16 protein-coding genes and 2 tRNA genes are annotated in these 18,358 nt (G+C 54.6%); 10 read left to right on the forward strand and 8 right to left on the reverse strand.

What is annotated here, in order from left to right; translation table 11 throughout:
* The first annotated feature begins 52 nt into the window (after window positions 1–52).
* Window positions 53–2,803, forward strand: coding sequence for a M16 family metallopeptidase (locus tag QWY30_RS03035; RefSeq protein WP_290238141.1), 2,751 nt, complete (start codon window positions 53–55; stop codon window positions 2,801–2,803).
* On the opposite strand, the gene dnaJ is transcribed toward QWY30_RS03035, so the two are convergent.
* The 5 genes from dnaJ to hrcA form a co-directional block, all read right to left on the reverse strand.
* A complete protein-coding gene (dnaJ, locus tag QWY30_RS03040) occupies window positions 2,804–3,928 on the reverse strand; it encodes a molecular chaperone DnaJ (RefSeq protein WP_290238144.1) in 1,125 nt (374 codons plus the stop codon). It abuts the gene before it with no gap.
* 101 nt (window positions 3,929–4,029) lie between these two features.
* A complete protein-coding gene (gene dnaK / locus QWY30_RS03045) occupies window positions 4,030–5,967 on the reverse strand; it encodes a molecular chaperone DnaK (RefSeq protein ID WP_290238146.1) in 1,938 nt (645 codons plus the stop codon).
* Window positions 5,968–6,075: 108 nt separating this feature from the next.
* Entirely contained in the window at window positions 6,076–6,639 is a 564-nt protein-coding gene (gene grpE / locus QWY30_RS03050) for a nucleotide exchange factor GrpE (protein ID WP_290238148.1), read from the reverse strand.
* Window positions 6,640–6,725: 86 nt separating this feature from the next.
* Entirely contained in the window at window positions 6,726–7,793 is a 1,068-nt protein-coding gene (gene hemH, locus QWY30_RS03055) for a ferrochelatase (RefSeq protein ID WP_290238149.1), read from the reverse strand.
* A gap of 1 nt (window position 7,794) precedes the next feature.
* A complete protein-coding gene (gene hrcA, locus QWY30_RS03060) occupies window positions 7,795–8,814 on the reverse strand; it encodes a heat-inducible transcriptional repressor HrcA (RefSeq protein ID WP_290238697.1) in 1,020 nt (339 codons plus the stop codon).
* A gap of 63 nt (window positions 8,815–8,877) precedes the next feature.
* Between hrcA and QWY30_RS03065 the strand changes: the two genes are divergently transcribed.
* Together QWY30_RS03065 and recN are read left to right on the forward strand one after the other, a co-directional pair.
* Window positions 8,878–9,777, forward strand: a complete 900-nt coding sequence (locus QWY30_RS03065) for an NAD kinase (protein WP_290238151.1) — start codon at window positions 8,878–8,880, stop codon at window positions 9,775–9,777.
* Between the two features lie 3 nt (window positions 9,778–9,780).
* Window positions 9,781–11,424, forward strand: a complete 1,644-nt coding sequence (gene recN, locus QWY30_RS03070; RefSeq protein ID WP_290238153.1) for a DNA repair protein RecN — start codon at window positions 9,781–9,783, stop codon at window positions 11,422–11,424.
* Between the two features lie 29 nt (window positions 11,425–11,453).
* On the opposite strand, the gene fur is transcribed toward recN, so the two are convergent.
* Window positions 11,454–11,873, reverse strand: coding sequence for a ferric iron uptake transcriptional regulator (fur, locus tag QWY30_RS03075; protein WP_290238155.1), 420 nt, complete (start codon window positions 11,871–11,873; stop codon window positions 11,454–11,456).
* Between the two features lie 88 nt (window positions 11,874–11,961).
* Between fur and QWY30_RS03080 the strand changes: the two genes are divergently transcribed.
* The gene (locus QWY30_RS03080; protein ID WP_435433354.1) at window positions 11,962–12,540 is read left to right on the forward strand and encodes an outer membrane protein assembly factor BamE; all 579 of its coding nucleotides are present in this window, start codon (window positions 11,962–11,964) and stop codon (window positions 12,538–12,540) included.
* Between the two features lie 30 nt (window positions 12,541–12,570).
* The gene (gene dapB / locus QWY30_RS03085; RefSeq protein ID WP_290238700.1) at window positions 12,571–13,362 is read left to right on the forward strand and encodes a 4-hydroxy-tetrahydrodipicolinate reductase; all 792 of its coding nucleotides are present in this window, start codon (window positions 12,571–12,573) and stop codon (window positions 13,360–13,362) included.
* Here dapB and murB read toward each other — a convergent pair.
* Window positions 13,359–14,396 carry a UDP-N-acetylmuramate dehydrogenase gene (gene murB, locus QWY30_RS03090; RefSeq protein WP_290238157.1) on the reverse strand — a complete coding sequence of 346 codons (1,038 nt, stop codon included), beginning with the start codon at window positions 14,394–14,396 and terminating at the stop codon, window positions 13,359–13,361. The two genes, dapB and murB, sit on opposite strands and share 4 nt — an antisense overlap.
* A 115-nt stretch (window positions 14,397–14,511) precedes the next feature.
* Here murB and QWY30_RS03095 point away from each other — a divergent pair.
* Window positions 14,512–14,587: transfer RNA gene (locus QWY30_RS03095), tRNA-Gly, on the forward strand.
* Window positions 14,588–14,649: 62 nt separating this feature from the next.
* Here the strand turns inward: QWY30_RS03095 and QWY30_RS03100 are convergent.
* Entirely contained in the window at window positions 14,650–15,633 is a 984-nt protein-coding gene (locus QWY30_RS03100) for a Bug family tripartite tricarboxylate transporter substrate binding protein (protein ID WP_435433355.1), read from the reverse strand.
* Window positions 15,634–15,787: 154 nt separating this feature from the next.
* Here QWY30_RS03100 and QWY30_RS03105 point away from each other — a divergent pair.
* The 4 genes from QWY30_RS03105 to QWY30_RS03120 all read left to right on the forward strand — a co-directional run bounded on the left by QWY30_RS03105 (window position 15,788) and on the right by QWY30_RS03120 (window position 18,357).
* Window positions 15,788–15,861 (forward strand) — tRNA-Cys (locus QWY30_RS03105).
* 12 nt (window positions 15,862–15,873) lie between these two features.
* Entirely contained in the window at window positions 15,874–17,127 is a 1,254-nt protein-coding gene (locus tag QWY30_RS03110; protein WP_290238160.1) for an MFS transporter, read from the forward strand.
* The gene (locus tag QWY30_RS03115; protein ID WP_290238162.1) at window positions 17,108–17,782 is read left to right on the forward strand and encodes a DUF2946 family protein; all 675 of its coding nucleotides are present in this window, start codon (window positions 17,108–17,110) and stop codon (window positions 17,780–17,782) included. Before QWY30_RS03110 ends, QWY30_RS03115 begins: the two co-directional genes overlap by 20 nt.
* The gene (locus QWY30_RS03120) at window positions 17,779–18,357 is read left to right on the forward strand and encodes an NUDIX hydrolase (RefSeq protein ID WP_290238164.1); all 579 of its coding nucleotides are present in this window, start codon (window positions 17,779–17,781) and stop codon (window positions 18,355–18,357) included. Before QWY30_RS03115 ends, QWY30_RS03120 begins: the two co-directional genes overlap by 4 nt.
* Window position 18,358 lies beyond the last annotated feature (1 nt).

Here is an 18,358-nt window from a genome sequence, read left to right on the forward strand (position 1 = left end):
ATTTCGGGCGTCCGCGCTCCAAATGGTTCGTTGTTTCTTTCAGGACTCTCAAATGTCGCTGTTCACTGATGCCCTGAAGCGCGCCTTTCTAGGTGTCGCATTCGCCTTTATTGGAAGTCAATCAATGGCCTCTGCCATTCCAGCAGGTATCACCCAAGTCACGAGCGTCGAAGGCATCACCGAGTACCGACTCGACGCCAATGGCCTGCGCATTTTGCTCGCGCCCGATGAATCCAAGCCAACCACCACCGTCAATATGACCTACCTGGTGGGCTCTCGCCACGAGAATTATGGTGAAACGGGAATGGCTCACCTGCTCGAGCACATGCTGTTTAAGGGTACGCCCACGATGCCCAATGCCCTGGGTGAGTTCTCCAAACGCGGACTCCAGGCCAATGGTACGACATCGGTCGACCGCACCAACTACTATGCGAGTTTCGCTGCTAATCCAGACACACTGGCCTGGTATCTGAACTGGCAAGCCGATGCCATGATCAACGCCACCATCAAGCGCGAAGATCTCGATACTGAAATGACCGTTGTGCGTAACGAGATGGAGAGCGGCGAGAACAATCCTTTCCGCATCTTGTGGCAGAAAATGCTCAGCATCGCCTATGAGTGGCATAACTACGGAAAAACTCCGATTGGTGCGCGCTCCGATGTGGAAAACGTGGATATCGCGCAGCTTCGGGCATTTTATAAAACCTATTATCAGCCCGATAACGCGGTCCTGATCGTGACGGGCAAGTTTGACACGTCCACCGTCCTAGCCGATGTGATGAAGTCATTCGGTAAAATCCCTCGCCCCACACGCACCCTCCCACCCGAATACACCGTAGATCCTGTTCAGGACGGCGAACGCAGTGTCATTCTGCGACGCGTCGGTGGCGCGCCTTTGGTCGCCGCGATGTATCACGTGCCCTCCGCCGCCCACAAAGACTTTGCGGCGATCGATCTGGCCAGCATGATTCTTTCGGACACGCCATCCGGGCGTCTTTACAAAGCCATGGTTCCTTCCAAGCAAGCCGCAAGCGTGTTTGGTTTCACAATGGACCGCACCGCACCTGGTACCGTGATGTTCGGCGCAAGCTTGCAGCCCGGAATGGATCAGGCAGAATCGCTCAAGACGTTGACGAGCACGCTCGAGTCCATTTCCAAACATCCTTTTACTCAAGAAGAATTGGATCGAGTACGCAATCAGTGGCTCAAATCCTGGGACCAAATGTTCAGCGACGCCCAGAAAGTCAGTTCTGGTCTGTCTGAAGCAGTCGCAGTGGGCGACTGGCGCCTTTGGTTTCTGGCACGAGACCGTATTCGCGCGGTGACGCTCGCTCAGGTGCAACAAGCCGCTGATCAGTACCTGACCCAATCGAATCGGACTGAGGGCCAATATATTCCGACTGAAAAGCCGGTGCGCGCACCCGCTTTCAGCAAGCCTGATCTCGCCGCCGAGCTGAAAGATTACGTAGGAGACACTCAGCTCAAGCAGGCAGAAGCTTTTGATCCGGATCCGAAAAACATCGATCAACGTACACAACGTAAAACGGTCAAGCTTTCAAATGGCACGCTCAAACTGGCTCTGCTGCCTAAAGAGTCGAGAGGAGAACGCGTGCAGACTGTGATCCAGTTGCAGTTTGGTGATGTGGATTCACTCAAAGGTCAACGTATCGCCTCAATTGCAACACCTGATTTGCTCTTGAGCGGTACGGAAAAACTGACACGCCAACAAATCAAAGATCAAATTGACGCGCTGGGTGGTCAAGTCGGCATCTCCGGATCTGGCGGTTCTGTCAACATCAGCTTATCCACGACTCGCGCCAATATCGACTCTCTGGTGAAGCTCGTCCTGGACGTCGTGCGTCAGGCAAATTTTCCACAAACAGAAGTGGATGAGTACAAAGGCAAGTTGCTGACCTCGATTAAAAGTTCAATGACCGAACCCACGGCGATTGCCTCGCGCATGCTTGCCCGCCACGACAACCCGTGGCCCAGGGACGATATCCGATATCAACCGAGTTTCGAGGAATCGATCGAGGCTGTGTCAGAACTCAAACGCGAGACTCTTTTGGCATTTCACAAAAAGTTCTATGGCGCCAATCAAATCATGACTGCCGCAGTCGGCAGCTTCGATCCGGTCAGCCTGGAAAAGACGCTCAAACAATCGCTTGATCAATGGACCGAGGGTGTCGCCTACAAACGCATTCCCAATCCTTACCGTGACATCAAGCCTGCGCAAATGCAAGCACTGACACCGGATAAAGCCAATGCGTTTTATACAGCAGCCATGCCTCTGAAAATGCAGGATACCGATCCAGACTATGCTGCGCTTTCACTCGCGAACTTTTTACTGGGTACCTCAGAGACTTCCAGACTGTGGATGCGTGTGCGCGAAAAAGAAGGGCTGTCCTACAACGTCCGGACACGACTGAACGTATCGGCTTTTGAGCCCAGCGGCTCCTGGGGCGTGTATGCGATCTTTTCACCTGAAAATCGCAGCAAAGTCGAAGCTGCCATTCGCGAGGAGTTTGAGCGCGTGCTGAAGGAAGGCTTTGGTGAGGCCGAAGTGCAAGATGGCATCAAAGCGCTACTCAACTATCGCAAGCTCGCACGGGCTCAGGATAGCGGTCTGTCAGGCGCATGGATCAACTATCTCGATACCGGCCGCACATTTGCCTGGGCCGCGGAGCTTGATCACAAAATGTCCAAGCTGACTGCAGACCAGGTCAATGCGGTGGTTCGCAAATACCTCAAACCCGCAGAGTTCAGCAGTGTGGCTGCGGGAGATTTCGAGAAGAAAAAGTAATCATGAGAAAAAGTCCTTGACGCGATCCGTCCAGGACTTGCTCTGAGGAGAATGACGTTCACCACCCTCGCCCAGCGAAGCCTCGAACTGGCGCAGGATTGATTTCTGCTCATCCGTCAGCTTGACGGGTGTTTCCACCACGACGTGGCAATACAAGTCTCCTGGGTATGCGCCTCGTACACCCTTGATACCTTTGCCACGCAGTCTGAATGTTTTACCCGACTGTGTGCCTTCGGGAATGGTGATCTCGGCTTTGCCATTCAAGGTTGGCACCTGAATATCGCCGCCAAGCGCAGCGGTCGTAAACGGAATGGTGAGCTCGCAATGCAAGTCATCATTTTCACGCTGGAAGATCTTGTGCTCCTTGATGTGGATTTCCACAAACAAGTCGCCCGGGGGGCCGCCATTGATGCCGGGCTCGCCATTACCCGAGGAACGGATACGCATCCCGTCATCGATTCCCGCAGGTATCTTGACTTGCAAAGTCTTGTTGCGGCGTGTGCGTCCGACGCCATCGCAAGACACACAAGGATCAGTGATTTCTTTGCCGCTGCCGTGACACGTCGGACATGTCTGCTGCACGCTGAAGAAACCCTGTTGCATGCGGACCGCACCCGAGCCACCGCAAGTGCGGCAAGTTTTGGGCGTTGTCCCTGGCTTGGCGCCACTGCCTTTGCAGACCTCGCAATTCTCCCAGCTCGGTACGCGAATTTCAGTATCGAAACCGTTAGCCGCCTGTTCAAGGGTGATTTCCATCGCGTATTTGAGGTCAGCGCCACGATAAACCTGAGGTCCACCGCCGCCACCACGACGACCACCCCCGAAGATTTCACCGAAAATATCGCCGAAGGCATCGCCAAAACCAGCACCACCCGCGCCACCCATTCCGGCCGCGTTGGGATCGACACCGGCGTGCCCATAGCGATCGTAGGCAGCACGCTTGCTGTCATCAGACAAAATCTCATAAGCCTCTTTGGCTTGTTTGAATTTCTCTTCGGCTTCTTTGCTGTCCGGATTGCGATCCGGATGGTATTTCATCGCCAACTTTCGGTAGGCTTTTTTAATCTCATCATCCGAGGCATTTTTAGCAACGCCAAGGATTTCGTAAAAATCACGTTTTGCCATGATCTCAGGCTCTTTAAGTCAAACAGAAGGAACTAAGGCAAAAAAATGCGCCCGGGTTGCTCTGAAAGAGTCCCGGGCGAATCGCTTTGAAGGCTAGGCGATCACTTCTGATCGCGCTTGACTTCTTTGAACTCAGCGTCGACGACGTTGTCATCGGCTGGCTTGGCACCAGCTTCTGAACCTGCGCCGCCTTGCGCTGCAGCCTGAGCGGCCTGGGCATCGGCATACATCTTCTCACCAAGCTTTTGCGAGGCAGTCGAAAGTGCTTCAACCTTGGCATCGATGGCTGCTTTATCGGCACCGCTCTTGAGCACTTCTTCAACCTCGGTAATCGCAGCTTCGATGGCGGTTTTTTCAGCCGCATCGAGCTTGTCACCATACTCGGTCAAGGACTTGCGGGTGGCATGAACCAAAGCGTCCGCGCCATTTCGAGCAATCGCCAACTCAGCCATGCGGTGATCTTCCTCGGCATTCGCCTCGGCATCCTTCACCATACGCTGGATCTCTTCTTCGGTCAGACCAGAGTTTGCCTTGATCGTGATCTTGTTTTCCTTGCCTGTGCCCTTGTCCTTGGCGGACACATGCACGATACCGTTCGCGTCGATATCGAAGGTCACTTCGATCTGGGGTGTGCCACGTGGTGCTGGTGGAATACCCTCAAGATTGAACTCACCCAGCGTCTTGTTACCGGCGGCAATTTCACGCTCGCCCTGAAACACTTTGATGGTCACGGCCGGCTGATTGTCATCGGCCGTCGAGAACACCTGCGAGTGGCGTGTCGGGATGGTCGTGTTCTTGGTGATCATCTTGGTCATCACGCCACCGAGCGTTTCAATACCAAGCGACAAAGGTGTCACGTCCAACAACAACACGTCTTTACGATCGCCAGACAAAACCGAACCCTGAATCGCGGCACCTGCAGCCACAGCTTCGTCCGGGTTCACGTCTTTACGCGGATCACGACCAAAGAACTCTTTGACCTTCTCCTGAACCTTGGGCATGCGGGTCATACCGCCCACCAGAATCACGTCGTCGATGTCGCTGACCTTGACGCCTGCGTCCTTGATCGCGATGCGGCAAGGTTCGATCGTACGGGCGATCAGTTCCTCGACCAGCGACTCAAGCTTGGCACGTGTCATTTTCAGGTTCAAGTGCTTGGGACCTGAGGCATCCGCTGTGATGTAAGGCAGATTGATTTCAGTCTGCTGGCTGGAGGACAACTCGATCTTGGCCTTTTCAGCGGCTTCTTTCAGGCGCTGCAGCGCAAGGACATCCTTGGACAGGTCCACGCCCTGCTCTTTCTTGAACTCGGCGATCACATATTCGATGATGCGTTGGTCGAAGTCTTCGCCACCAAGGAAGGTATCGCCGTTGGTGGACAATACTTCGAACTGCTTCTCGCCATCGACATCCGCAATTTCGATAATCGAAATATCGAACGTACCACCGCCCAGGTCGAACACCGCGATCTTGCGATCGCCCTTTTCCATCTTGTCCATACCAAAAGCCAATGCGGCAGCGGTCGGCTCGTTGATGATGCGTTTGACATCCAGACCCGCGATACGACCAGCGTCTTTGGTTGCCTGACGCTGGCTGTCGTTAAAGTAGGCAGGAACCGTGATCACAGCCTCAGTGACCTCTTCGCCGAGGAAGTCTTCCGCTGTCTTTTTCATTTTGCGCAATACATCGGCTGCGACCTGCGAAGGCGCGAGCTTTTTGTTCTGTGCCTCAACCCATGCATCACCATTGTCAGCCTTGACGATTTTGTAAGGCATCAGGTGGATGTCTTTTTGCACAGCATCTTCAGTGAACTTGCGACCAATCAGACGCTTCACGGCGTAAAGCGTATTTTTGGGGTTAGTGACTGCCTGTCGTTTAGCAGGCGCGCCAACCAGCGTCTCGCCGTCTTCCATATAGGCGACGATCGAAGGAGTGGTGCGGGCGCCTTCGGCGTTTTCCAGGATTTTGACCTGACCGCCATCCATGACGGCCACGCAGCTGTTGGTGGTGCCAAGGTCGATACCGATAATCTTGCTCATGGTGAAAGTACCTTTAAAGAATCAGAATTAGATGAAATGCTTGGTTGAGGAACAGATGGGGCACAAATTGATGATTTCAAGCCCAAACCACCTGTTTTCTTCCTGAAATCAGGCCGCAACCGTAACTAAAGCAGGTCTGAGTACGCGGTCCGCGATGAGATAACCCTTTTGCAAGGTCGCCACCACCGTGTTGGCTTCTTGCTCGGCCGGAACCGTAGCGATCGCCTGATGGTGATGCGGGTCAAACTTAGTGCCCGGTGCTGGTGCGATTTCCTTAAGATGGTTGCGCTCAAAGCCGCTGACCAATTGCTTAAGGGTCATCTCGATACCCGCACGCATGTCCACTTGGGTTTGCTCGCCCTGGGACAACGCGGCCTCCAGACTATCCTTGACCGGCACCATGCTCTCGGCGAAAGACTCGATTCCGAACTTGCGCGCCTTGGAAACCTCTTCCTGAGCGCGTCGTCGGACATTTTCCATTTCGGCGTGCGCACGCAATACCTGGTCTTTGTGCTCGGCAACCTGAACAAGCGCTGCGGCCAACTCGGCCTCCAGTCGAGCGACAGGATCTTGATGTTCGACACCTTGGGTGGCTGAGGGATCGCCCGCAGGCTGTTGATCTTGAGGGGCTGTGTCGGGCTTAGAATCAGCCGAACCGTTTTGAGCCGTCATTGTGAACTTCTCCAGAAAAGTGCTTCATTAGCTATGCACTTGGGGACAAAATCCCCACTTTCAAGAGAAAACTGGAAAAATTTCACTCACTCCGGACGAATCGGCCAACCTTGCAAGTGTTCCTGGACCAGGTCGGCCAAACCGCTCAGCCAGGCTGGGTCATCATTTAAGGCCGAGATATAACGAAACTGCTTTCCACCGGCGTGTTTAAACGTTTCACCCACCTCGATTGAAATTTCCTCCAGAGTTTCCAGGCAATCCGCCAAAAAACCGGGACAGACAACATCGACCTCAGTCACGCCCTCTTTGGCTAAACGCTCAAGCGTGGGCTCGGTGTAGGGCTCCAGCCACTTGGCAGGACCAAAACGGCTCTGAAATGTGACCAGATACTGGTCATCAGAAAGACCTAAATGGGTGGCAAGTGCACGCGCCGTCTCGTAAGAGTCCCTGCAATAAGGATCACCCATGTTCACACATTGCTGAGGCAACCCGTGAAAACTCATCACAAGCTTCTGTGGTCGACCATGTTGAGCCCAGAAAGCTGCAATTTTGTCACCAAGCGGCTGGATAAAAGAAGCATGCGTGTGAAATCGCTTGATGAACCGCATGGCGGGCTGATCACGTAATCGGGCCGCCACCTGCGTCACCGCATCCACGACCGTTGCGGTCGTACTGGATGCGTACTGAGGATACAACGGCACGACCAGAATGTGTTCGCACCCTCGATCACGCAGGGATAACATGGCGTCCTTGATGGACGGATTGCCATAACGCATCCCCGTCTCTACCTCGACCTCAAGACCGCGCTGCGCAAATATCTTTCGCAAACCCTCTGTCTGTCGCTGGGTATAGACTAGGAGTGGTGAGCCTTCTTTCATCCAGATACTTTGGTAACGCGGCGCGAGCTTGCGGGGCCGTGCCAACAAAATGGGACCGTTCAGAATCGGCCACCATAGCAACTTGGGGATTTCGATCACACGCGGATCGGACAAAAACTCACGCAAATAACGCTTGATTGCAGGTGCAGTCGGCTCGTCAGGGGTACCTAAATTGACGAGTAACACCCCTACGCGGGCTGTTGTAAAAGGCTTTGGCCAAGGCACAAAACGTGTTGCAGGAGCGCTTGCACGCTTGGGTTGAGGCCAAAATCGCATGTTAGGAACGCTCGGAGGAGTTGTGGCTGAGCGCGTTGGAAAGCAAGCGCGCTGTAATGTCGACGATCGGAATCACACGTTCATACGCCATACGGGTCGGACCGATGACGCCAAGCGTCCCGATCACATGACCATCAATACTGTATGGTGCCGTGATGACGGAAAGATCGGAAGTGGGAACAAGGTCGGAGTCCCCGCCGATGTAAATCTGCACACCCTGCGCGCGGCTAGAAACCTCGAGCAACTGCAACAGGTCGGTCTTTTTTTCAAACAAAGAAAAAGTTTTACGTAAACGATCCATATCGGAGGCGAGCTCATTCACATCGAGAAGTCTGCGCTCACCGGAAATGACCATTGTTTCGACCTCGTCCGCAGCCTGCGCGCCCGCCTCGACGGCAGCCTGCATGAGCCTGGACATGTCTTCCTGAAGGCGGGCCAGATCCTGTGAAAGCGTCTGACGCACCTCCGCGAAAGACTTGCCCGCGAAGTTGTGATTGAAAAAATTAGCCGCTTCGATGAGTGCGGTGCTGCTGTAATCACGCGGCGTCAACAAGATACGGTTCTGAACGTCACCGTCCGGCGTCACGATGATCAGGAGAATACGCTTTTCAGAGAGCCGGATGAACTCGATCTGGCGAAAAACCTGAGCGCGCCTAGGGGATAACACCACGCCGGCAAACTGGGTCAAATTGGAGAGCATCGATGCCGCGGCATTGACCGCGCGCGATGGATCGGAAGCAGACTGGAGATCCCTGACGTTGGAAGTGGAGGCAAGCTCGAAAGGCTTGGCTGTCAGCATCGTATCGACAAATAAGCGGTAGCCCTTGGGTGTCGGCACACGGCCAGCCGAAGTATGGGGGCTGTGGATGAGTCCGAGTTCCTCCAGATCGGCCATGACATTGCGGATCGTGGCAGGAGACAGGTCGAACAACTTTGAAAGCGTACGGGAGCCGACGGGCTGGCCGTCATCAATGTACCGCTCGATTAAAGCTTTAAGAAGCGCGCGCGCACGATCATCCATCATGACCCTATTTTACCTTCCTCACCTCTATAATCGAATAGTTTTTCGTCGATTGGGCTTTGCATGCATTTTCCCATAATTGCTTTAGTAGGTCGTTATCAAGACTCGGGCTTGCATGCTCCGTTACGGGCGCTTGCCACCCTGTTGAGCGAAGCTGGCCGACAGGTCCTCATCGAAGCCGAAACCGCACGCCACACTGGGGTATCCGAATACCCTGCCGCCGACTTTGCCGAAATCGGCCAGCGAGCGGACCTCGCGATTGTGATGGGAGGCGACGGCACGATGCTGGGCGCGGCCCGGCATCTCGCGCCTTTTGATGTCCCTGTCGTCGGCATCAACCATGGCAGACTCGGATTTATCACCGACATTCCCGTCCACGATGCAAACGCGGCGCTCACGGATTTGCTTGAGGGCCGCTACGATACCGAGGAGCGCATGCTGCTGAGCGCGACCGTATGGCGTGGTCAGGAACAAATGTTTGCCGCGACCGCTCTCAATGACGTGGTGCTCAACCGTGCAGGCCGAGGCGGCATGATCGAGGTCCGCGTCGAGGTCAATGACGCTTTTATGTATACCCAGCGCGCTGACGGGCTCATCGTTGCCACGCCGACAGGTTCGACCGCCTACGCGCTCTCAGCGGCAGGGCCGATCTTGCATCCCTCCGTCAGTGCGATGCTCTTGGTCCCTGTCGCCCCCCAGACGCTTTCGAACCGACCGATCGTGATTCCCGCCGACAGCGTGCTCAACATGACGCTCAGCTCGATGAGCCGTGTCGAACTTGGCGCAAGCGTGCACTTTGACATGCAAACCTGGTCGGACCTGACATCCGGCGACCGGATTGTGGTGCGCCGCGCACCTCATACGATCCGCTTTTTGCATCCGGCTGGGTACAGTTTTTTTTCCACGCTACGACGCAAGCTTGACTGGAATCGACTCCCGCAGTCCGGCAACGAAGGAGAGTAAGCCATGCTGCGCGCGCTTCACATCCGGGATTTCGTGATCGTCACCGAAGCCGAAATCAATTTCGAAAACGGCTTTACTGTCTTTTCGGGCGAAACGGGCGCGGGCAAATCCATCCTGATCGACGCACTCGCACTGACTTTGGGTGAAAGAGCGGACTCCTCTGTACTTCGCAATGGGGCAGCGCGCGCAGAAATCAGCGCAGTGTTCGACCTGCCGCCTGAATTGACGAAATGGCTTGACGAGCATGACCTGAGCGGCGAAGGCGAGCTTGTCTTGCGACGCGTTGTCGATGCGCAGGGTCGCAGCCGGGGATATATCAATGGCTCGGCTGTCACCATTGCCCAGCTTCGCGAAGTCGGGGAATATCTGGTCGACATCCACGGCCAGCACGCCCATCAAAGTCTGTTACGCACCGAAAGTCAGCGTGACATGGTTGACGCGCATGGCGGACACCAGACGTTGAAACAGCAAGTCGCGCTGGCATGGAAGGCCTGGCGCAAAGTTGAAAAACAACTCTCCCTTTCCGAACAAGATGCGAGTGCCCTGAACGCTGCCCGCGAAAAACTCGAGTGGCAGCTCGCCGAGCTCGACCGCCTCGCGCTCGGTGCGAACGAATGGGATGAAGTGTCAGCCGAACAAACACGACTGGCAAACGCGCAATCGTTGCTGGATGGTGCCGCGCATGCTTTGGGGCGTCTGGACGAAAATGAAGACTCGGCCCATCACCAGATAGTCGGCGCACTCCAGAAAATTTCCCAGTTGCTGCGTCACGATCCCGCTTTGCAGGCAGTTCACGAATCTCTCGAATCCGCGCGCATCTCCGTCAGCGAAGCCGTGTCCGATCTCAATGCTTACCTTTCACGCGTCGAGCTGGATCCCGAACGACTGGCGGTTGTAGACGAAAGAATGCGCACTATCTTTGATCTCGCGCGCAAATTCAAAACTGAGCCTGAACAACTCTACGCATTGCATGCTTCCCTGCGCCATGAGCTGGAAGCACTCAGCGCATCGGCCGATATCGAAACGTTGCGCGCCACTGCGGCAACGCTCAAAGCAGAATACCAAGCCCATGCGAAAGCACTGACAACCGCGCGACGCAAGGCCGCTCTCGATCTTGGCAAACAAGTGACCAAAGCCATGCAGACTCTCGCGATGGAGGGAGGACAGTTTAGTGTTGCACTTTCCGAAGGTTCTGCCTCAGCGCAAGGTCAAGACAATGTCGAGTTTTTAGTTGCTGGACATGCAGGCACCTCGCCCAAGCCACTCGCAAAAGTCGCCTCGGGTGGCGAGCTTGCCCGTATTTCTTTGGCGCTGTCCGTCATTGCCAGTCGTGCCGCACGTGTGCCCACTCTGATTTTTGATGAGGTCGACAGCGGAATTGGTGGCGCCGTGGCGGAAGTAGTTGGCAATCTTCTGCGCGAATTGGGCGCACGCCATCAGGTTCTGTGTGTCACACACCTTCCTCAGGTCGCTGCGCGCGGGCAACATCACTTTCAAGTCAGCAAGCAGCAATCCAAAGGCAGCACCGAATCCTCCATTGCAAAACTGGATACTGAAGCACGCATCGAAGAAATCGCCCGCATGCTCGGGGGAATCAAAATCACCCCGACCACACTCAAGCATGCCCAGGAGCTGCTTGAAGCTTAAGCTTAAAAAATCGATTTTTGACTGCAATTTCAACTGCAGTTCTTACAGACACCGTACAAGACCATGTCATGGCTTTCGAGCGTAAAGCCGTTGTCGCGGGCGATTTTGTGCTGGCGTTTTTCAATCTCGGCGTCCGTGAACTCTGTCACTGAGCCGCAATGCGTGCAGATCAGATGGTCGTGATGATCGCCATCGTTGAGTTCAAAAATCGACTTGCCACCGTCGAACTGACTCCGCGCAAGAATCCCCGCCTGTTCAAACTGAGTCAGAACACGGTAGACGGTTGCCAGACCGATATCGATATTTTCAGCGATCAAGGAACGATAGACATCCTCGGCACTTAAATGTCGCTCATCCGACTTGCGAAAAATGTCCAGAATCTTCAAGCGCGGAAACGTTGCTTTCAAACCGACGTTTTTTAAATCACTCTGATCGTTTTCGAGATCCACGGATTGTCCTGTAGGGTGAAGACTTCAGCTCTGTAAAGCTTTATGATAACGTCTTTGGTCCTTTACCCATCAGAGGTTTGCATTGTTTATGCTTCGTCGATACACCTCTCCTTTGCGCGCCGGCTTGACTGTAGTTGCCCTGGCGGTTGGAATGGTCGCACTTACAGGTTGCACCTCCAGCAAATGGGGCTTCCCCTACAAGGTAGGGGTTCAGCAGGGTAACTGGGTCACCAAAGACCAGGTTGCACTTCTTCGTCCCGGCATGACGCGTGAACAGGTTCGTTTTGCGCTCGGAACACCGACACTGACCAGCGCTTTGCATGCCAACCGCTGGGACTACCCTTACTACTACCGCTCCGGAAACGGCAAAGTCGAGGAGCGCGTCTTCACCGTATTGTTTGATGGCGGACAACTCGCAAGCTGGAAGGGTGACGAACAACCGGATCTTCAACCGTTCCAGATCGCGAAAGATGAAGTCGGCATTTCCAAGCGTGAAGCCGCCCAGGACGCCCTCTTCAAAGAGCGTCAGGCGAATGACGCTGGACTGGGAGCACCGATTGAAGTGGCGCCAGGTTTAAGCCTGGGCCAAACAATTGGCGACACCTCGATTTCCGACCCGGCAGCGATTCCTGGCGCGCCAGACGACGCTCCCGCCCCACTGCAATAACCACTGTTTACAACTTAGAAAGAGTCCATGATGCGAATTGCAATTGCAGGAGCCAGTGGCCGTATGGGGCGCATGCTCATTGAAGCGGTCTCCCAGTCCTCTGATCTGAAACTCACCGCTGCGCTTGATATCGCTGGCGCCCCGATGCTGGGTCAGGATGCATGCGGCTTCCTGGGACAAAACAGCGGCGTACTCATCACGGATCAATTATCTGCCATCCAGCAGGCTGATTGTCTGATTGACTTCACCCGCCCGGAAGGCTCTCTTGAGCATCTGGCGGCCTGCGTACAGTACGGGGTCAACATGGTGATCGGCACAACGGGTTTCGACGAAGCCGGCAAAGCTGCCATCACCCAAGCATCTGAGAGCATTGGTATCGTTTTCGCACCCAACATGAGCGTGGGCGTCAATGCCACTCTCAAACTGCTCGACATGGCTGCGCGCATCCTGAATTCTGGCTATGACGTCGAGGTTTTTGAGGCGCACCATCGTCACAAGGTCGATGCCCCCTCGGGCACTGCCCTCAAAATGGGCGAAACAATCGCCCAGGCCTGGGGTAAGCCACTGGACGAAATCGCCACCTGGACACGTCACGGACATACCGGTCCACGCAAAACAGGTGAAATCGGCTTTTCAGTCGTGCGCGGAGGGGATATCGTGGGCGATCACACAGTATTCTTTTGTGGCACAGGGGAACGCATTGAGATCTCCCACCGGTCAAGCAGCCGCGCGGGTTACGCTGAAGGGAGTCTGCGGGCCGCTCGCTTTCTCGAGGGCAAGCGCAAAGGTCTCTTTGATATGCAGACTGTTTTAGGTCTCTAAACTCGCGGCCCGCTTACTCCGGGGACTACAACGGGTTCTATTTCGAGTTTGACCCCAAAAAGCGCCTCTACCGAGGCGCTTATTTTTTGAGCCAAGTCCAACAGCTCTGCAGCATTCGCTTGGCCATAGTTCACTAAGACGAGAGCCTGACGTTCGTGAACGCCAACATGTCCAAGACGTCTGCCTTTCCATCCGCAGCGCTCAATCATCCAGCCGGCTGCGAGCTTGAAACTTCCATCATTTTGGGGATAGGCAATTAAATCGACAAACTTTTCCTTGAGTTGTTGATGCAACGCGGCCGAGACAACTGGATTTTTAAAAAAGCTTCCTGCATTGCCTAACACCTCAGGATCCGGTAATTTGGCTCGACGAATCTCACATACGGCATCCAGAATATGCTGTCCCGTGACACGCTCGAGCTCCATTGTCGAAAGAACCGGATGATTTCTTAAGTCCGGGTAGGTCAATACGGGCACCCACCGCTTGGGTAACATAAATCGTACCGAGACAATCAGCCATGTTCCGGGTGCTGCGCGTTTAAAGATGCTGTCACGGTAAGCAAAAGCGCAGTCCTGGGCAGGCAGAGTGATCAACCGACCCTCCGGAATATTCCAGGCTGTCACGGATTCGATTCGATCCTGTAACTCGACACCATAGGCACCAATATTTTGGACAGGCGCGGCACCCACCGTCCCGGGAATCAGGGCAAGGTTTTCCAGTCCGAACCAGCCATGTCGGGTTGCAGTCTGGACCCAGTCATGCCAGTTCTCACCCGCGGCAACGTCAATTCGCCATGTCTGGGCAGAACTGTGATCAGGATCTTCAACTGGAGTCATTCCCTTGAGGGCAACACGTACAACGAGTCGGTCAAGCACCTCTGGCAAGATGACGTTACTGCCGCCACCCAGCACCACCACTGCTCCTCTGGTACGTGACCACTGCGTCACTTCGGGACACTGCTCGAGCGATGACAAGGTCAATACGTGCCGGGCCTGACAGACCAGACCCAGCGTATTTTGTCGGGTCAATGCCATTGAACATGGCGAATGGCCAAATTGAGGGGAAATCTGGGTTGGATTTGACATGCAGGTGGGTAGTTATGATATAGTTTTGGTCTTCGCACAAAACAACGTTTTTTGTGATGACCAAGCGGGAGTAGCTCAGTTGGTAGAGCGCAACCTTGCCAAGGTTGAGGTCGCGAGTTCGAGACTCGTCTCCCGCTCCAAATTCGGCAAAAAAAGCCTGACACAATGAAATTGCGTCAGGCTTTTTTCTTTAGTGCATGAATTAATCAAGCTTGGCACCAGAAGTTTTCACAACATCCGCCCAGCGCTTGATTTCACTGTCGACAAAGGCACCGAACTGCGCACCAGTCAAATCTGGAAACTCGGCGCCGTTTGCAGCCCAAACTTTCACGATCGTGTCATCCTTGGCGAGCTTTTTGATTTCGTCGATTAGCTTGGCCTGAACAGCTGGTGGTGTGCCCTTAGGTGCCCAAATGGCGTACCAGGTGCTGACTGTGTAATCAGGCAGGCCAAGTTCGGCAGCGCTCGGGACATCCGGGATAGCGGGATTTCGCGAGGAGCCCGCCACCATCAATGGCTTGATGCGACCGGACTTGATATGCGCAGACGAAGAACCCAGGCCATCGAACATCATATCGACATCACCCGCCATCAGGCCCTGCAAGGCCGGGCCTGCGCCACGATAGGGAATGTGCGCAATGTCGGTTTTGGACTGGATCTTGAAGAGCTCGCCCGCGAGATGATGGGAGGTACCACTGCCAGCCGAACCGTAATTCAGCTTGCCTGGATTTGTGTTGACCTGATTCATGAAGGCTTTAAAGTCGCCTGGAACCTTTTGAGGATTGACCACCAGCACTTGCGGGACGCGCGCGACCAATGCGATCGGCACAAAATCTTTTTGGAGATCGTAGTCGAGCTTGGGGTACATCGAAGGCGCGATCGAATGATGAACTGCGCCCATGAATAAGGTGTATCCGTCCGGAGCCGCCTTGGCTGCGATGCCCGCGCCAAGATTGCCGCCCGCGCCACCCCGGTTATCGATCACGATTTGCTTGCCGATGGATTTACTCAGTACGGCCGCCAATGGTCGAGCGAAGGCATCTGTACCGCCGCCAGCCGGAAAGGGCACGATTAACGTCACCGGCTTGGTCGGCCAATCGGTCTGAGCATGCGTGACCGTTGCGCACAATGCCAGCGCACACGCACCAACTTGCATCAGTATCCGACGCTTAATGATTGTTTTCATGGATGTCTCCAAATTGAATGATCAATTGAACCGTTGCCACGGGTCTGCTCGACACAGACACAAAGCGACAGGCGTGGGTGCGAGTATAGTTTGTAGTGGCGGCTAATAAAAAGCGCTTTTGTAGTATGATCTGCGCCTGCGTAAGCTTCGTGTTGGCGCAATGGCAGAGTGGTTATGCAGCGGATTGCAAATCCGTGTAGCTCGGTTCGATTCCGGGTTGCGCCTCCAACACACATAAAAATGACCCTCCCCCCCACTGATCCTCATCAAACTCCCAAAGGCTTTGCCGCCTTCAGGATCATCCTAGTATTCGCCTGTGGATACTTTCTTTCCTATGTCTTGCGCTCCGTCAATGCCGCAATCGCACCCCTGCTTGCGGATGATCTGAAACTATCGGCAGGTGAGCTCGGCTGGCTGACTTCGGCATATTTTCTGGCTTTTAGCGCGGTTCAAATTCCTGTCGGCATCTGGCTTGACCGCCACGGTGCAAGAAGAACGGAGTCCTCCTTACTATTGGTCGCCGCCCTAGGGGCGTTATTAATGGCCACCAGCGAAGCGCTTTGGTTACTGTCCGTGGGTCGCATGCTGATCGGTGTTGGTGTGTCGGCCTGTCTGATGGCTGCTTACTCCTATTTCAGACGCTGCTTCCCTGCGCATCAACAGCCACGGCTGGTGATGTATATGTTGGTCGCGGGCACTTCGGGTGCGCTTGTGGCGAGTCAGCCAGCTCTGGCACTGGCCGAGTGGATCGGCTGGCGTCATTCCTTCGGATTGATCGCGCTTTTGCTCGTGTTGAGCGCCTTGGCGATTTTTCTGTTTGCTGGCGATCTTGACCGAGCGCAGTCCACACCTGCGAACGCCAATCAACGAGAGGGGGGATTTTTAACCCTTTGTAAAGATCCTCTCATGGTGCAAGCAATCCCACCGACGATTTTCATTGTTGGCGGTTTTGGCGCCCTGCAAACACTTTGGGCAGGACCTTGGTTTACAGGTGTACTCGGTATGACGCCCGACCAGGCAGGTCAAACTTTGCTTTACCTGAATGCCACCATCCTCGTTGCCTACATTTTGATGGGCACCATTAGCCCCTGGCTGATCAAAAGAGGGGTGGCTCTTCTCACGCAATCACTTTGCGCGCTGATCTGGATTCCGATTTGCTTTGCCATCATCGTATTCTGGCAGGGTTCGCTATCGTGGATCGTCTGGCTGATTCTTTCGCTGATGGTACCTGCGATGTTTTTGCTACAGACCCAAATCGCGCTTGCTTTTCCCAAACACATTTCCGGCCGCATCCTGACAACCTATAACCTGATGGTTTTTGTGGGAGCGTTTGCGGTGCAATGGGGGTTTGGTTTAGTCACCGATATGTTTGTCGCCTTTGGCTATGAACAGTCCCAGGCACTGACCGGCGCGATGAGTTGCCTGGTCATTCTGCAATTTATAAGCGTTTTGTGGTTTATAGCGAGAAAACCTGATGGATCAATCCGTACTTGACGCAGTCAAGCGCTGGCCAAATGTGCCGGCAGTTTACGGCTGGCTCTCGCTCAGTGCTCGAGGTGAATGGAAACTCCATCCCCTGGGCGATGCTCAGCTTGGCGGTCCGGGTGAAGGCATCAGCAACATCCAGATTCTGGGATTCATCAATCGCAATTATGCGGATCAGCCCGACGGCGCATGGTTTTTTCAAAACGGGCCGCAGCGTGTCTATGTCCGTTTGGATGCGGCGCCCTTGATTGTGCATGTTGACCCGACCTCGCACACGCTCGCCACTCACCATCAAAAGACTGTTCATCGCGTCCTGGAGTGGCTATGCGACGAGACCGGGCAACTGTATGCCAATACGGACTGTGGTCCTGCTCGCATCGATGACCGTGATCTTCACACACTGGGCGAGGCGCTCCTGAGCCCCGAGGGCTCATCCTTGCTTGACTTGTTTGATCAGTTTGGCTCAAGCATTGTTGAAAACGCAAACCATCTCGAGACGGGCATCGCGCTCTCCGACCCCCATGAGTGCTATCCCGCTCTGACTCAGCCCGCACCGCTGAGTTTTAGGCGCTCAACGACAATTGCCCAAGCGATGCACTTTATCCCCAACCCTGGGCCCCCTTCTGTCGATCCCTCCTCGCTTGGCCGTAAAATAGAGCCATGAGCCACGATCCAAGTTTTTATTTTCCAGCGCCCCGCGAACAAAAGTTCTGCAGTCAATGCGGGACCCTCAACACCAATCGTTTACTCGAGGGTGACAACCGCAAGCGCGATGTTTGCGAAAACTGCGGCGCTGTTCATTATCAAAATCCCAGAATTGTGGTTGGGACACTTCCTGTATGGGGCGACAAAATACTCCTTTGTCTGCGAGCGATCGAGCCGCGCGCCAATACTTGGACACTGCCGGCTGGTTTTATGGAGCTCAGCGAAAGCATGGCACAAGGTGCCGAACGCGAAACACAAGAAGAAGCGGGCGTCAAAATTGCGCTCGGTAAACTCTACACAGCGATCGACATTCCTCAAATCGATCAGGTGCATGTGTACTTTTTGGCCGAGGCCTTAGGACCCGAACTTGATCCTGGTCCAGAGACACTTGAGGCCCGTTGGTATGGTCTGGACGATATTCCCTGGGATAACCTTGCCTTTCGCTCAGTGTCCACCACGCTGAAGCACTACATTCGCGACCGCTCCCATGGGCATTTCGACATGCACCATTACTCTCTTGCGTTTAATCGCTAGA

This window comes from Zwartia panacis (assembly GCF_030410395.1).
Taxonomy (GTDB): domain Bacteria; phylum Pseudomonadota; class Gammaproteobacteria; order Burkholderiales; family Burkholderiaceae_B; genus Zwartia; species Zwartia panacis.

Coding starts and splice junctions, on each gene's coding strand:
- QWY30_RS03035 (WP_290238141.1), top strand. CDS start 53: ATGTCGCTGTTCACTGATGCCCTGAAGCGCGCCTTTCTAGGTGTCGCA.
- dnaJ (WP_290238144.1), bottom strand. CDS start 3,928: ATGGCAAAACGTGATTTTTACGAAATCCTTGGCGTTGCTAAAAATGCC.
- dnaK (WP_290238146.1), bottom strand. CDS start 5,967: ATGAGCAAGATTATCGGTATCGACCTTGGCACCACCAACAGCTGCGTG.
- grpE (WP_290238148.1), bottom strand. CDS start 6,639: ATGACGGCTCAAAACGGTTCGGCTGATTCTAAGCCCGACACAGCCCCT.
- hemH (WP_290238149.1), bottom strand. CDS start 7,793: ATGCGATTTTGGCCTCAACCCAAGCGTGCAAGCGCTCCTGCAACACGT.
- hrcA (WP_290238697.1), bottom strand. CDS start 8,814: ATGGATGATCGTGCGCGCGCGCTTCTTAAAGCTTTAATCGAGCGGTAC.
- QWY30_RS03065 (WP_290238151.1), top strand. CDS start 8,878: ATGCATTTTCCCATAATTGCTTTAGTAGGTCGTTATCAAGACTCGGGC.
- recN (WP_290238153.1), top strand. CDS start 9,781: ATGCTGCGCGCGCTTCACATCCGGGATTTCGTGATCGTCACCGAAGCC.
- QWY30_RS03080 (WP_435433354.1), top strand. CDS start 11,962: ATGCTTCGTCGATACACCTCTCCTTTGCGCGCCGGCTTGACTGTAGTT.
- dapB (WP_290238700.1), top strand. CDS start 12,571: ATGCGAATTGCAATTGCAGGAGCCAGTGGCCGTATGGGGCGCATGCTC.
- murB (WP_290238157.1), bottom strand. CDS start 14,396: ATGGCATTGACCCGACAAAATACGCTGGGTCTGGTCTGTCAGGCCCGG.
- QWY30_RS03100 (WP_435433355.1), bottom strand. CDS start 15,633: ATGAAAACAATCATTAAGCGTCGGATACTGATGCAAGTTGGTGCGTGT.
- QWY30_RS03110 (WP_290238160.1), top strand. CDS start 15,874: ATGACCCTCCCCCCCACTGATCCTCATCAAACTCCCAAAGGCTTTGCC.
- QWY30_RS03115 (WP_290238162.1), top strand. CDS start 17,108: ATGGATCAATCCGTACTTGACGCAGTCAAGCGCTGGCCAAATGTGCCG.
- QWY30_RS03120 (WP_290238164.1), top strand. CDS start 17,779: ATGAGCCACGATCCAAGTTTTTATTTTCCAGCGCCCCGCGAACAAAAG.